At 58.0% G+C, this 14,098-nt stretch carries 9 protein-coding genes and 1 pseudogene; 6 read left to right on the forward strand and 4 right to left on the reverse strand.

Annotated features, from left to right (window positions below; all coding sequences use genetic code 11):
* The first annotated feature begins 39 nt into the window (after window positions 1–39).
* From ACIPIZ_RS00560 to ACIPIZ_RS00580, 5 genes are all read left to right on the forward strand, one after another.
* On the forward strand, window positions 40–1,329 hold the full coding sequence (locus ACIPIZ_RS00560; protein WP_401163277.1) for an NAD(P)/FAD-dependent oxidoreductase: 1,290 nt from the start codon (window positions 40–42) through the stop codon (window positions 1,327–1,329).
* Between the two features lie 25 nt (window positions 1,330–1,354).
* Window positions 1,355–1,912, forward strand: coding sequence for a helix-turn-helix domain-containing protein (locus ACIPIZ_RS00565; protein WP_105706322.1), 558 nt, complete (start codon window positions 1,355–1,357; stop codon window positions 1,910–1,912).
* A gap of 22 nt (window positions 1,913–1,934) precedes the next feature.
* Window positions 1,935–3,281 (forward strand): glutamine synthetase family protein, encoded by a 1,347-nt coding sequence (locus ACIPIZ_RS00570; RefSeq protein WP_401163278.1) that lies wholly within the window; start codon window positions 1,935–1,937, stop codon window positions 3,279–3,281.
* Window positions 3,282–3,689: 408 nt separating this feature from the next.
* Window positions 3,690–5,939 (forward strand): AAA family ATPase, encoded by a 2,250-nt coding sequence (locus ACIPIZ_RS00575; RefSeq protein WP_122662019.1) that lies wholly within the window; start codon window positions 3,690–3,692, stop codon window positions 5,937–5,939.
* Window positions 5,936–7,249, forward strand: coding sequence for an McrC family protein (locus ACIPIZ_RS00580; RefSeq protein ID WP_122662010.1), 1,314 nt, complete (start codon window positions 5,936–5,938; stop codon window positions 7,247–7,249). Before ACIPIZ_RS00575 ends, ACIPIZ_RS00580 begins: the two co-directional genes overlap by 4 nt.
* A gap of 188 nt (window positions 7,250–7,437) precedes the next feature.
* Here ACIPIZ_RS00580 and ACIPIZ_RS00585 read toward each other — a convergent pair whose 3' ends face one another.
* Window positions 7,438–7,854, reverse strand: a complete 417-nt coding sequence (locus ACIPIZ_RS00585) for a hypothetical protein (RefSeq protein WP_401163280.1) — start codon at window positions 7,852–7,854, stop codon at window positions 7,438–7,440.
* Window positions 7,855–7,925: 71 nt separating this feature from the next.
* Window positions 7,926–8,121, reverse strand: a pseudogene (locus ACIPIZ_RS00590) (LysR family transcriptional regulator); the annotation flags it as partial.
* A 120-nt stretch (window positions 8,122–8,241) separates the two neighbouring features.
* On the opposite strand from ACIPIZ_RS00590, the gene ACIPIZ_RS00595 reads away from it, so the two are divergent.
* Window positions 8,242–10,101 carry an ABC transporter ATP-binding protein gene (locus ACIPIZ_RS00595; protein WP_253483869.1) on the forward strand — a complete coding sequence of 620 codons (1,860 nt, stop codon included), beginning with the start codon at window positions 8,242–8,244 and terminating at the stop codon, window positions 10,099–10,101.
* 60 nt (window positions 10,102–10,161) lie between these two features.
* Here the strand turns inward: ACIPIZ_RS00595 and ACIPIZ_RS00600 are convergent, their stop codons facing one another.
* Both ACIPIZ_RS00600 and ACIPIZ_RS00605 read right to left on the reverse strand, forming a co-directional pair.
* Window positions 10,162–11,460, reverse strand: a complete 1,299-nt coding sequence (locus ACIPIZ_RS00600; protein WP_401163283.1) for a carbohydrate porin — start codon at window positions 11,458–11,460, stop codon at window positions 10,162–10,164.
* Window positions 11,461–11,565: 105 nt separating this feature from the next.
* A complete protein-coding gene (locus tag ACIPIZ_RS00605; RefSeq protein ID WP_401163286.1) occupies window positions 11,566–13,971 on the reverse strand; it encodes a glucose/quinate/shikimate family membrane-bound PQQ-dependent dehydrogenase in 2,406 nt (801 codons plus the stop codon).
* Window positions 13,972–14,098: the final 127 nt, after the last annotated feature.

A 14,098-nucleotide genomic window follows, 5' to 3' on the forward strand; every position in this document is an offset into this window, starting at 1 on the left:
TTCATGAAATTATAAAAAGATAATTTCATGAGGTCGCGAATGTTTCAGCAGTCCAGCCAGCACGTCGACAGTTATTACGCTCACAGTTGCGCCGATATTCTGCGCGATCGGCCGGTTCTGGAGGGCGAGCAGAACGCCGATGTGGTGATTATCGGCGCCGGTTTCAGCGGGCTGCACACGGCGCTGCGACTGGCGCTGGCCGGTAAGCGCGTGACCGTGCTCGAGGCCAGCCGTGTGGCGTGGGCGGCCTCGGGGCGTAACGGTGGACAGGCGATTCTCGGCTGGTCGTGCGACATGCCGCCGCTGGAAGCTGCGCTCGGCCATGAACGCGCCAAGCGTTTGTGGGACGGCATGCGCTGGGCGTCTGAAGAACTGCGCGAGTTGCCGGGTCGGCATGGCTTCGATTGCGACTATCGGCCAGGGCACTTGTGGACGTCAGTGATGCCGCGTCGGGTCAGTCTGCTGACCGAATGGCAACGCGAGGCCAGCCACAAATGGGGCCACGATGACTTGCAGTTCATCCCCCGCGAACAATTGTCCGAATGGGTCGCCAGCGATCGCTATCAGGCCGGGTTGTACGACCCGCACGGTGCGCACCTCAATCCGCTGAAACTTGCATTGGGCCTCGCTGCCGCCATCGAACAGGCCGGCGGGCGCATCTACGAACAAAGCAAAGCCTTGAGTTATTCGCGCGAGGGCGCTGGCTTCCGGGTCGTCACTGAACGCGGTTCCGTCCGTGCCGATGTGCTGGTGCTGGCCTGCAACGCTTACCTCGATGAACTCGACCCGCAACTGTCCAGTTGCATTCTGCCGGTGGGAACTTATCAAGTGGCCACGGCGCCACTGACATCCGAGCAAGTGTGCGCATTGCTGCCGAGTAACGTTTGCGTGACCGACAACCAGTTCGTCCTCGATTATTTTCGGCGCACCCCCGATAACCGCTTGTTGTTCGGCGGCGGCTGCACCTATCTGGGCGGCATGCCCAAGGATATCGCTGCGGCAACCCGGCCGTTTCTTCAGCGCGTATTCCCGCAGATCAAAGGCGTCGAGGTGGAATTCGCCTGGGGCGGGCACATCGATCTGACTCTTAAACGCACGCCGGATGTCGGTTGCGAGGGTAACCGTTACTGGCTGCAAGGTTATTCCGGTCATGGCGTGTTGCCGACGCTGGCCGCTGCGCGTGCAGTGTCCGACGCGATTCTCGGCAATACGGACGAATTGGCCTTGTATCAGGGCCTGAGCAATGGTCGTTTCCCCGGCGGCAAACATTTCGCAGCACCGCTGGAGGCGATCGGCAAAGCCTGGTATCGCCTGCGTGACAGCATTTGAAGAGGCCATTTCTGGATACCCGACGATGAACAAGCAAGAAGAAATCGCCGCGCTGGCGATCCTCATCCACGACCTGCGCAAGCACAAGAAGTGGACCCTGAAAGAACTGGCCGACAAGATCGGTCGTTCGGTGGGGTTTCTCTCGCAAGTCGAGCGCGGCTTGTCGCGGCCCACCGTCGCCGATCTGACCGCGATCAGCGAAACCTTCGGCGTACCAACCACCTATTTCTATAGTTTGCCCAAGCCTAAAGAGCTGCCGTGGGTTACCCGCCCGGACGAGCGCCGCACGCTGTATTACGCCAACGGCATCACCGACATTCTGGTGTCGCCGCAGATCCGCGCCTCGTTCTCCATGCTCGAAAGTCATCTGGAAGCCGGTGCGAGCAGCGGCGAGCGCCATCTGACCGACAGCTCGGAGCAGGGCGGTTACGTCCTCGAAGGCGAACTGACGCTGTGGCTGGGCGACGACGAAGACCCGGTCACCCTGAAGGCCGGCGACAGTTTCCAGTTCGACAGCCATACCCGCTGCCGCTACGGCAACCTCACCGAGCAGCTCACCCGAGTGCTCTGGGTCTATACCTGAGAATAATAAAAGGATGAACACGATGGACGCTGTCTGCGCCGGTTTGCTCGCTGAAGTACGTGCGTTTCGCCAACGCTACCCCGAGGTGCGTTATGTCGACCTGATCTCCCTGGACATTCCCGGGCACTTCTACGGCAAACGCTACCCGGTCGACATGCTGGAAAAAGTCGCCGCCGGCAGCGCCCTGAAACTGCCGCAAAACTGCGTATTGCTGGGCGTGCAGGGCGGTTTGTTCGAGATCGGCGATTACTGCTTCCACGACGGTGACCCCGACGCCGTGCGCCGTCTGGTGCCGGGCACACTCAAACCGGTGAGCTGGGAAGCGCAGCCCTTGGGGCAGATGCTGATCACCTCGGACGGCACTGAAAAACCGATCGAATTCGAACCCCGCGAAGTCCTCGCGCAAGTGCTCAATCGGCTAGCGCGCAAAGGCATTCACCCGGTGGTCGCGTTCGAACTGGAGTTCTACCTGTTCGATAAAAAGCTGCGCGACGGCCTGCCGCAATTCCCCCGCGATGAACTGAGCGACGACGCCGACGATCAGCCGAACATGCACATCGAACGTCTGTCACGCTTCGCCCCGGTGCTCGACGAAATGGTCGAAGCCACACGCGCCCAAGGCATCGACGCCACGGTGATCACCGCCGAACTTGGCCCGGGTCAGTTCGAAATCAACTTCGGCCACCTCGACGACGGCCTGCGCGCAGCGGACTGGGCCGCCTTATTCTGCCGCAGCACCCGTGGCGTTGCGCTGAAACACGGCTACCGCGCCAGTTTCATGGCCAAGCCTTATCTGCAGCACCCCGGCAGCGGCATGCATGTGCATGTCAGTCTGTACGATGCCGACGGCAACAACTTGCTGGCGGCCAACGAACAACAAGCGCTGCGCCACGCCGTTGCCGGCTGCCTGGAACTGCTGCCACACAGCATGCCGATCTTCGCCCCGAACCAGAACGCCATGCGCCGCCTCGGCGGCACGGTGAACACCGCGACCAAAGCCAGTTGGGGCTTTGAGGATCGCGATGCGTGCTTGCGGATTCCCGAGTCGGATGAGAAGAACCTACGGGTTGAATATCGACTGGCGGGAGCGGATGCCAACCCTTATTTGGTCCTGGCAGCGATCCTGGTGGGGTTGGAGCATGGGCTGGAGGCGGGCAAGGAACCGATTGCGCCGCTGAACGAAGATCGCAACAGCGGCATTGATTTCCCCAGGGAAATGTTCGAAGCCGTACGCGCGATGCAGCATCAGCCGCAGTTGCGGGCGGGATTGGGCGGGGAGTTTGTGGATGTGTATTGCGAGAATAAACGGCAGGATCATTTGGCGTTCATGCAGGAGATTGGGGCGCGGGAGTATCGGTGGTATTTGTGAGGGGGGGGGAGGGATCTCGCATCAATGCTTATCCAATCTCAGCTTTGGAAAGCTCGGATTGATTACTCCATTCCTGAGCAGTTCACCACCGGAAGGGGTACGAGGCCGGATTCGACTCCAACTCGTCATGTCATAATGATATTGTAAGGGCTGAACGCAAGGCGCAATAACGCCTGGGCTTATCCCAGCGAGAACTACTGCGATGATTCCAGGTTACTCAGAGGAGGAGTTTTGCATGACCGTCCGAGCACCCGTGCGTCTAAATAACGCTAATTCGACTCCGCCACGCCATTTTACCCAACGGATCTTCGGTCAGTTAACTCTGCCGAAAGCTAAAACAATGCTGGAGAAAACCCCGTGAGCGATGCGCAAGGAAAGCTATTTAAAGATTGGCTGATCAACAAGGGAATGGCTCTAAATACCGCTAACAATTATCTGTCTGGGGTTAATACGGTCTCCAAGCATTTTGGCAGCAATGTTCTGCTGACCCACGACCTCGAAGAATTGCAAAAGCTGAACCGCGATTACGGTCCTGCGGGTGAGCACGCCAAAATTGGCTCCAGCAACAGTAATAACGTCCAAAGCGGATTGCGGCAGTGGCTGGAATACCAAAGACACTTTCAACAAGGAGCAATTGAAGGCTATGCCGATAAACGGGTCCTTCAGTTACTGAGCAAGGGAACGGCGGAAGAGCAGGTATGGTTTTGGGCATTAGTAAGGTGTTTCCGCGAGCGATACCCAAAGGCCGATCACTGGACGGTGAACATCAATCCTGCGGACATCCGTATTGGTGTTCGGGAACTGGACAGCCTGAAAGGGAAACCTGTGTTCACACTATATTGGTACGGAGGGGGAATTCGTTGCTCTGTGCGGGGAATTGCCGATCATCGTGCATTGATGGAAGCAAAAGAGCAGGACTGGGAAATTGACTCGACTTACTACCCCGAGTTAGCGGACATGGTCAAATGGCTCGACTCAGTAGACGAAGCACTTGAGGGAAAGCAACTGACCCTGATCGGAATGGGACTAGTACCCCGCAACTATGGTCAAGCCGAACAGGAAGATTCTGAAGTGATGACAAGAGATCAAGTGACAGAGCACGCCCTGAATCAAATTCTATTCGGTCCGCCCGGCACCGGAAAAACCTATGCCACCATTAACCAAGCGCTTGCTATTCTTGCTCCGGAATTTTTAGCGCAAAACAGCGGCAGTGACTCCGAGACGCGCGAACGCTTGAAGAAGGAATTCGATCGGTTCGTGACTGCTGATCGCTTGCGCTTCGTGACCTTTCATCAGAGCTTCAGTTATGAAGATTTTGTAGAGGGGATTCGAGCAGATTCTGACGCAGAAACCGGACAGTTGAGATATCCAATTGAAGCTGGCGTATTCAAGCGTATTTGTGATGACGCGCGAACGCAGCCAGCTACTGACCTAGGTGTTCGAGCCAACCCGGCAATCTGGAAAATTTCCATTGACGGTACAGGAAACTCTCCCAGCAAGAGCTATTGCCTGGCTAACGGCGAAGCACGCATTGGCTGGGGAAAGACCGGCGATCTACGAGAGAATTACGAACAAAATCCCTATTACCGGGACTTGGGTGCGGGTGATAAGGGAACTCTTAATTATTTTTCAGAGCAGATGGCCATAGGGGATATCTTATTGTGTATCCATTCGGCTGAGCAAATCGGTTCGATTGGCGTGGTAACAAGCGAATACCGGTATGAGAAACAGGTACCCACCGGGGTGATTTCGAACTATCAGCATGTACGTTCGGTGCGCTGGCTATATCGCGATATTAATTTACCTATCCTACCGCTCAACGATAGCCGGCAATTCACCCTGAAAACCGTGTATGCCATGAACCGTTTCACTTGGGCAGATTTGCTTTCCTATCTGCAGCAACAAGGAGTGCAGCCAGTGGAGCCGACAGTGGTTGCCTCGAGTACGGACGTTCCGTATGTGCTTATTATTGATGAGATCAACCGAGGTAACGTTTCACGTATCTTCGGTGAGCTGATTACCCTGATCGAACCCTCTAAGCGAGAGGGTGCAGAAGAGGCGCTCAGCCTGAAACTGCCGTATTCGAAAAAGCCTTTCAGCGTGCCCAAGAATGTCTACCTGATCGGCACCATGAACACTGCCGACCGATCACTCGCAGGTTTAGACATTGCTCTACGCCGACGATTTATATTTAAGGAAATGCTACCCCAGCCGGAACTCCTGGATGGTTTACTGGTGGAGGGCGTGGATATTGGCCAACTGCTAAGGGTGATGAACCAGCGCATCGAGGTATTGCTGGATCGCGAGCATTGCCTTGGACACGCCTACTTTATGCCGTTACTGAAAAACCGGAGTCTGGAGAAGTTGGAACTCATCTTCCGTAACCAAGTACTCCCTTTACTACAGGAGTATTTTTTTGAAGATTGGCAGCGCATCCAGTGGGTATTCAATGATCATCGTAAGCCTGAAGACGACTGCTTTGTGCTTCGAAAGAAACTGAATCTCACCTCGTTGTTCGGCGAAAAGGTTCGCGCAGAGGATCAGGTCTGGCGTATTAACGGTCTTGCATTTAACCGTGTCTCTGCTTATGCGGGCGTAATCGAATGCAAAACCCACGCGGGGGAGTCCGTCGAGTCGCGCGAGGGGTTAGAGGTTTGAATGCTCACGTTACCGTCCGTGAGTACGCGAGGCTCACGACAACTGCGGTTCCGCCTGATGATCTCGACTGTGCTCAGATATCTGAGACTGCCTTCGACTGGCTGTGCGAGCTGAGCGCAAGCTTTAGGAAGGGGGGCGCAACCTTACTCCAGGTCGAAGGCCGACGCTCGCTCAAATGGGACAGCTACGTGGGTGTAATTGAAACGCCTTGTGGCACAGTTCTGGAGATATTGCCCAAGCATTTTGAGAAGCATGGCTGCAAAGCCAAAAGTCGAAACCTGCTGCGCAAATTAATTCAAGTGTCCTTATCGCTGAAACCGCGCCAGGTTTCGGAGGCAGGGTTGGAGCTTTTCAATGCCCCGATTACGGAATGGGTAATAAGACAGTTCTTGGGGGAGCTGGAACACCTGGTGAAGCGTGGTATTCGCTTCGACTATCAGCGCGTTGAAGAAGACCAGCGATTTTTGCGTGGCCAACTCAACGTGCTGGCACAGATTCGCCAGCCGCCGGGGCGACAGCATAACTTTCAGGTCCGTCACGATGTGTTCTTACCGGACCGGGTTGAAAACCGTTTGCTTAAACTTGCGTTGGAATTTGTGGCAAAGAGCACTAAGGACGCCGCCAATTGGCGATTAGCGAGTGAGCTGCGCACCATTTTGGCAGAGGTGCCTGTAAGCCGGCAGGTGACACGAGATTTGCGTGCTTGGAGTCGCGATCGCTTGATGGCTCATTACCAATCAATCAAACCTTGGTGCGAGCTGATCCTTAATCAGAAAATGCCAATTGCCGTGAGCGGCGAATGGCGGGGGATGAGCCTGTTATTCCCCATGGAGAAACTTTTTGAGCGCTATATTGAGAACTGGCTGCGAACCCAGTTAAAGCCGATTGCCGAGTTAAAACCTCAGTCGGCTAGCCAATTTCTGTGCGATCACGACAACGCTCGTATGTTCTGCTTGAGGCCGGACTTGCTCATCGATACGCCGGAGCAGCGCTGGATTCTGGACACCAAGTGGAAACGCCTCGATATGTACAGGAGTGAGAAGAATTACGATCTCAGCCAGAGTGATTTTTATCAGCTTTTCGCCTATGGCCATAAATATCGAAATAGCAAAGGTGTACCGAGACTGGTACTGATTTATCCATACTGGTCAGGGTTGCAAGGAGCGTTACCGGTTTTTGATTATGGTGATGGCATGAGTTTGTGGGTACTGCCCTTTGATCTGGATAATGACCGGTTGCTGGACGCGAGCACTGCGGGTATCCCTCTGAAACAAGACACGCTCTACGCAGCGTTGGAGATGAGCGAATAAGCTGTTACCCGCCGGTGGATTACGCACATTTGGGATGGAATCAGTAGCCCCTGCTAAATTAGGATATACATCGGCTAGGGCGCTTGAACACCTTGCTCAAGATGCCCTGTCCGTATAAGCCAACGGCAAGAATCTATATCACCGGGTGAGACTTGCTGCGATCGGAGAGTTGATATAACGCGGAAAACTCAGTCGCTGCCCATGCCTCTTTTGCGCACCCAATTGATCACCAGCAAAACCCCTGCCGCGATCCCTTGCGTCCCGCACATGACCCAGATCAGAGCTGTGTGAAAAAGGAACCAGGAACTCAACCCCAACAGCACTGACAGCACGACCCCCAGCAAAAGCAGTGGCAGGTACCGTACCGTGGGGGCGTCTTCCAGTGCGTCAGCGAAGATGCTCCAGCAGGCCCATTGTGAGTACAGGGCGAGAATCAATACCAACAGAACCCACCACCCGCCTGTTATTGGTTCTGAAGTGAACACGGCGATCAGAAACGCGATGACACTCCACAGGGTAAAAACAAACGTGGTGCTGGCCGGCACGGTGTAGGCGGGAAGGGCTAGGGCGATCTGGATCAGCTTGAGAGTTTGCAGTCGAGTCATCACTACGCGCTCCTTGCGAGAACATTGAACAACGCCGATGGCTTGCGAAGTGACTATAGATCAGCGCTTCACCGGGTGCGTGCTGACGGTGTCACGAGATAAAGCCCGCCGCGCATCATGTGCCACCGCGGCAACAACGCGACCAGACGCCCGTCCGCCAGGCATTCACTGGCGATGAACTCGGGAAGTTCGGCGAGGGCCGAGCCGTCCAGCAAGGCTGGCATAAGCGTCAGCGTTGGTCGCCCGCAGCGGACCGTTAGTGAGCACAGTTGTACACGAGCCAATCACCGGCCGTGTTGAACACACACACACACACACTTTTTCACAAAGACCTCCTATGCACCAATCAATGGCAAAATCCCCCTTTGATCGGTTTGGAGACCCCACATGCTTCGTCTATTCGAACGAAGACTCGACCCTTTCCCTCCTGACGAGGTGCCGCCACCGCCCACCGGTCTGGCGCGGTTCCTCTGGGCTTGTACCCGTGGCGCGCGTGGTTATGTGCTGGCCTTGGCGCTGCTCAGTGCCGCGGTGTCGATTTATGAGGCGTGGCTGTTTTCCTTCCTCGGGCAGGTGGTTGATTTGCTCTCGACCTGGCAGGCCGGCGGGGAAGCGGCGGCGCAGGAGACGCGGGTGTTGTGGGGCATGGGCATTGTCATGGTGCTCAGTGTCGGACTGGTGGCGTTGCGCACCATGGTGCAGCACCAGATTCTGGCGATTAACTTGCCGTTGCGGCTGCGCTGGGATTTCCATCGGTTGATGCTGCGGCAGAGCCTTTCGTTTTTCTCCGACGAGTTTTCCGGGCGAGTCACGACCAAGGTGATGCAGACCGCTTTGGCAGTGCGCGATGTGTTGTTCACGCTGATCGAGATCCTGCCGGGGATCGGTGTGTATTTCATTGCGATCATTGCGCTGGCCGGCGGCTTTGCGCTGAAGCTGATGTTGCCGTTCCTCGCCTGGGTGATTTTGTTCGGGCTGGCGATGTGGTACTTCGTGCCGCGTCTGGGCAAGGTCGGGCAGGAGCAGGCCAATGCGCGGTCGATGATGACCGGGCGGATTTCCGATGCCTACACCAATATCACCACGGTGAAGCTGTTCTCGCACTCCAATCGTGAAGCGCATTTTGCGCGGGCGGCAATGGAGGATTTCAAGCTGACAGGGTTTCGCCAGATGCGTCTGGTCAGCCTGTTCGAGATCGTCAATCAGGCCCTGGTGGTGGCGTTGATCATGTCGGCGGGCGGTTATGCGCTGTGGCTCTGGCATCAGGGCGAGGTCGGCGCCGGTGCGGTGGCGGCCATCACGGCCATGGCGTTGCGCATCAATGGCATGTCGAACTGGATCATGTGGCAGATGACGTCGCTGTTCGAAAGCATCGGCACCCTGCACGACGGCATGGAGACTCTGACCCAGGGCACCAAGGTGCAGGACGCGCCGGATGCCCACGTACTGAAGACGTCCGGAGGCGCGGTGACGTTCGACAACGTCAGCTTCAATTACAACGGCGAACGGCAGGTGCTCGATGGCCTGAACCTGAGCATCCGCCCGGGGGAAAAAATCGGTCTGGTGGGCCGCTCCGGTGCCGGTAAATCCACACTGATCAACTTGCTGCTGCGCTTCTATGACGTCGACCGCGGGGAGATTCGCATCGACGGCCAGAACATCGCGCAAGTAACCCAAGACAGCCTGCGCAGTTGCATCGGCATGGTCACCCAGGATACGTCGCTGCTGCACCGTTCGATTCGCGACAACATTGCCTATGGCCGGCCCGATGCGACCGACGCGCAGATTCGCAGCGCGGCAGCCAGCGCTCAGGCCGATGAGTTCATCAGCCAACTCAGCGACCGCCAGGGCCATACCGGCTACGACACCCTAGTCGGTGAGCGCGGGATCAAGTTGTCCGGTGGCCAGCGTCAGCGTGTGGCGATTGCCCGGGTGATGCTGAAGAATGCGCCGATCCTGCTGCTCGACGAAGCCACCAGCGCGCTGGATTCAGAAGTCGAAGTGGCGATTCAGGAAAGCCTCGACGAGATGATGCAGGGCAAGACCGTGATCGCGATTGCTCACCGCTTGTCGACGATTGCAGCGATGGACCGCCTGATCGTCATGGACGAAGGGCGCATCATCGAACAAGGCACCCACAGCGAACTGCTGGAACGCAACGGCGTGTATGCGCGGCTCTGGCAACATCAGAGCGGCGGGTTCCTCGGTGAGGATCAAGGCGTGGCGGAGGTTCTGGATCAGGCCTGATGTTCGAACACAAAAAAACCGGCATTGCGCCGGTTTTTTTGTGCCTGCAAACCCGAGGGTTTACAGCGACGCTTTCACCTGCAGACCAAACACCAACGCATTGTCGATGTCCTGCCCGGAGAACGCGCCCGGCTCGATGATGTATTGCATGTTCGGACGCAGGGTCAGCCATGGCGTGGCTTGATAGCCGTAGCCGAGCTCGATCAGTTGTTCGGCGCTGTCCAGGTTCGGGAACGCGGCGCCATTGTCCAGCGCGGCGTCTTGCTGCACATCGCGGCTGCGCGGGTTCGGCACGGCGCGACCGTAGCCCAAAGCGACGGTGTCACGCGGGCGACCTTCGAACGGTTTGTACAAAACCACGCCGGTGCCGTACCACTTGCTGAACGGCGAAGCCGCTTCGCTGGCCGCCGAATATTGGCCGAAGGCATGCAGGCTGCGGCCTTCGGACGACTCCGAGCGCCACACGGCTTGATCGACCAACAGATAATGACCACCGCGACCGGAGACTTCTTTACTGCTGCCGATGCGTTTCACGTCGGAGCTGTCGTAGTAGTAACCGACTTTATATTCACCCGGCAGCTCGCCCGCGTGCTTGTACACCAGCTCGATCGGCACCACGGTGCCGGTGGTGTGTTTCGGGCCCAGGTGCCAGGCACGGCTGGAGTTGCCGTTGCTCTCCGGATCGACGTTGAACGCGGCCACGCGCAATTGCCACGACGGCGACAGATCGTATTTCACCCGCACACCCAAGTGCGCGTTGGGGTAGTTGGTCCAGCCGCTGCCACCAGACATGTTCAGCGGGTGACCGCAGAAACCGGCGTTCATGAAGTTGCACAGAATGCCGCTGTCGAGGCCACCGAGGTCATTGCCCATGGCCATGTAACCGAATTTCACGTTGAGCGCCGGGGTGAACAGGCTGCGCTCGTAGCTGAGTTCGGTCAGGCGCGTGTACAAGCCGCCGTAGTTTTCCTGGATCGGCAAACGGTTGCCGACCAAGTCTTCCGAAGCGCTGTTGCCGCGACGGTCATTGATCGTCAGTTGGACTTTACCGGCGTTGTCGAAGCCATACAGTTTGCTCAGATCGAACTGCACGCCGAGCTTGATGTTCTGCGAGTAGCGCGCCGAGCGATGCAGGCCACCGTCAGCGTTGTAGGCTGTTTCGCCGCTGTAATCGCCGGTGAACTTGATGCCTTGTTCATCCATCTGGTGACGCAAGCCACCCCAGTCGCCGGTCAGGGTGCTGCGGCTCAACAGATCGGCATCGTTGTCCGCCAGCGCGGGGAGGGTGGTGGTGCACGCGACGCCCAGCAACAGGCCTTTGAACAGGTCGGAACGGGAAAAACCAACAGCCGATAGCATGTAAATCTTCCTGCGGAAAACATGAGCAATAAGGGGGAAAGCAGCGCGGCACCCGAAGGTGCCGCGCTCGAAGCAAGCGTCCGCGCTTAACGTGGACGCAGTGGTTTACGGCAAGGCGTAAGCCATCACGTAGTCGCCGCGATCGGTCGACTGACGCGCGCCACCGGCGGTGATGACGATGTATTGCTTACCGGTTTTCGGCGAAACATAGGTCATCGGGCCGCCCTGGCTGCCGACTGGCAGGCGTGCTTTCCAGACTTCTTCACCGTTGCCGCTGTTGAACGCGCGCAGGTAGAAGTCCTGGGTGCCGGCGATGAAGATCAAACCACCTTGGGTCGACAGGGTGCCGCCGAGGGTTGGCAGACCAATCTTGATCGGCAAGTGCATGCGGATACCCAGTGGACCGGTGTCTTCAACGGTGCCGACCGGAACCTGCCAGGCGATTTTCTGGGTCTTCATGTCGATCGCCGTCAGCGTGCCGAACGGTGGTGCCTGGCAAGGAATGCCGGCTACCGACAGGAAGCGGTTTTTGTTCACGGCGTAAGGCGTGCCTTTCAGCGGAACGGCGCCCATACCAGTGTTCAGCGCTTCGCCACCGCCAGCGGCCTGGCCTTTGTTCTGCGACGGGATCATTTGAATCCACAGACCCAGGCGCATATCGTTGACGAAAATGAATCCGTGTACCGGGTCAGTGGAGAGGCTGCCCCAGTTCATGCCACCCAGCGAACCCGGGAAGCTCAGCGATTTGTCCATGCCCGGCGCGGTGTACAGGCCGTCGTAGCGCATGCCTTTGAAGTCGATGCGGCAGAGCAATTGGTCGTACGGCGTGGCGCCCCACATGTCCGACTCGGTCAGGTGCTGGGCACCGATTTCTGGCATGCCCACCGATTTCGGCTGAGTCGGGGAGTACGGTTCGTTCGGGATGTTCGCCGCTTTCACCGGGACTTCTTTAACGTCGGTCAGCGGTTTGCCGGTGGCACGGTCGAGCACGTAGATCTGCCCGGCCTTGGTGCCGATGACCAGCGCCGGAATGCTTTTGCCGTCCTTGGTGAAGTCGATCAGGCTCGGCTGCATCGGCAGGTCGAAGTCCCAGAGATCGTTGTGCACGGTCTGGAATACCCAGCGCTCGTCACCGCTGGTGGCGTCCAGCGCGAGGATCGAAGCACCGTAGGTGTGATCGAGTTTGCTGCGCTCGACACCATAGATGTCGGTCGACGAACTGCCCATCGGCAGGAAAACCGTGTTGGTCGCCGGGTCATAGGACATCGGCGCCCAGCTGTTCGGCGTGCTGCGCACATAGGTGCTGCCGTCGGCCGGAGCCTTTTTATCCTGCGGGTTGCCCGGGTCGAACGCCCAGCGCATGGCGCCGGTGATCACGTCGAAACCACGGATCACGCCGCCGGGCATGTCGGTCTGCACGTTGTCAGCTACGCGACCGCCAACCACCACGGTGGTGCCGGCCATCAACGGAGCGGAGGACAGCTGATAGTAGCTGTCCGGCACGTTACCCAGACCGGCCTTCAGATCAACCTGGCCGTTGTTGCCGAAACTCTGGCAGAACTCGCCGGTGTCCGCATCGACCGCGATCAGGCGCGCATCGATGGTGTTGGTCAGCAGACGACGCTGGCAATTGGCGGCCGGCGCAGGCTTGGCTTCGATGATCGACGAGTTGCTCGGCTTAGCAATCGCTTTGGTGGCGTCGAAATAGGCCATGCCACGGCAGCGCTGCCAGACTTTCGACTGCGCGTTGATCGCGTTCTTCCACAGCTCTTTGCCGGTGTCGGCATCCAGCGCAATCAGGTTGTTGTGCGGGGTGCAGATGAACACCTTGTTGCCAACCTGCAGCGGAGTGAGCTGGTCTTCGGCGCCGTTGCCATCGCTCTCGGCGACGTCACCGGTGTGGTAGGTCCACGCGACTTTCAGCTTGTCGACGTTGTTGCGGTTGATCTGGTCCAGCGCGGCGAAGCGGCTGCCACCTTCGGTATTACCGTAGTGCGCCCAGTCTTTTTGCGCCTTGTCCGGCTCGACCGGGGTCAGGCCCGGGCCGGTGCCGGTTGCGGCAACGGTCGGGTGCGCGACGAACATATTGCCGGCCGCGACAACCACGCCGACCGCCAGCACCGCCGCCACGGCGTAAGCGCCGCGACCGGCAACACCGCCGTTGGCACGCTTGAGCAGCGGATAGACCAGTGCGACGACCAGGCCGATCACGCTGAACATGAACAGGCGCGAGAACACCGGCCAGAACACCAGGCCAGCATCGATCACCGCCCAGATCGCGGTGCCCACCAGGAACGCGGCGAACAACCACGCACCGGCAAGCTTGAAGCGCGCGATCAACAGACCGGAAACGGCCATGACCAGGCCACCCAGCAGGAAGTACCACGAGCCTCCCAGGCTGACCAACTTCACGCCGCCCGCAGCCAGCGCCAAGCCGAGCAGGGCGATGACGACGCCCAGCCCGATCAGAATGAATTTTGATATGCCCGAGAGGCGTTGACTCTGCTTCACGTTGAGTGTCCCGTTGAAATGAGGCGCGCATTATATAGTTAGGTAACTACCTAGTTAAATCACAAATTTCAACGTGAAGCGTAGTTCGCGGATTCGACTCGCGCCTGAGGCGGTCTCAGATGCGGAA

Source organism: Pseudomonas sp. NPDC087690, assembly GCF_044743175.1.
In the GTDB taxonomy this organism is placed as follows: Bacteria; Pseudomonadota; Gammaproteobacteria; order Pseudomonadales; family Pseudomonadaceae; genus Aquipseudomonas.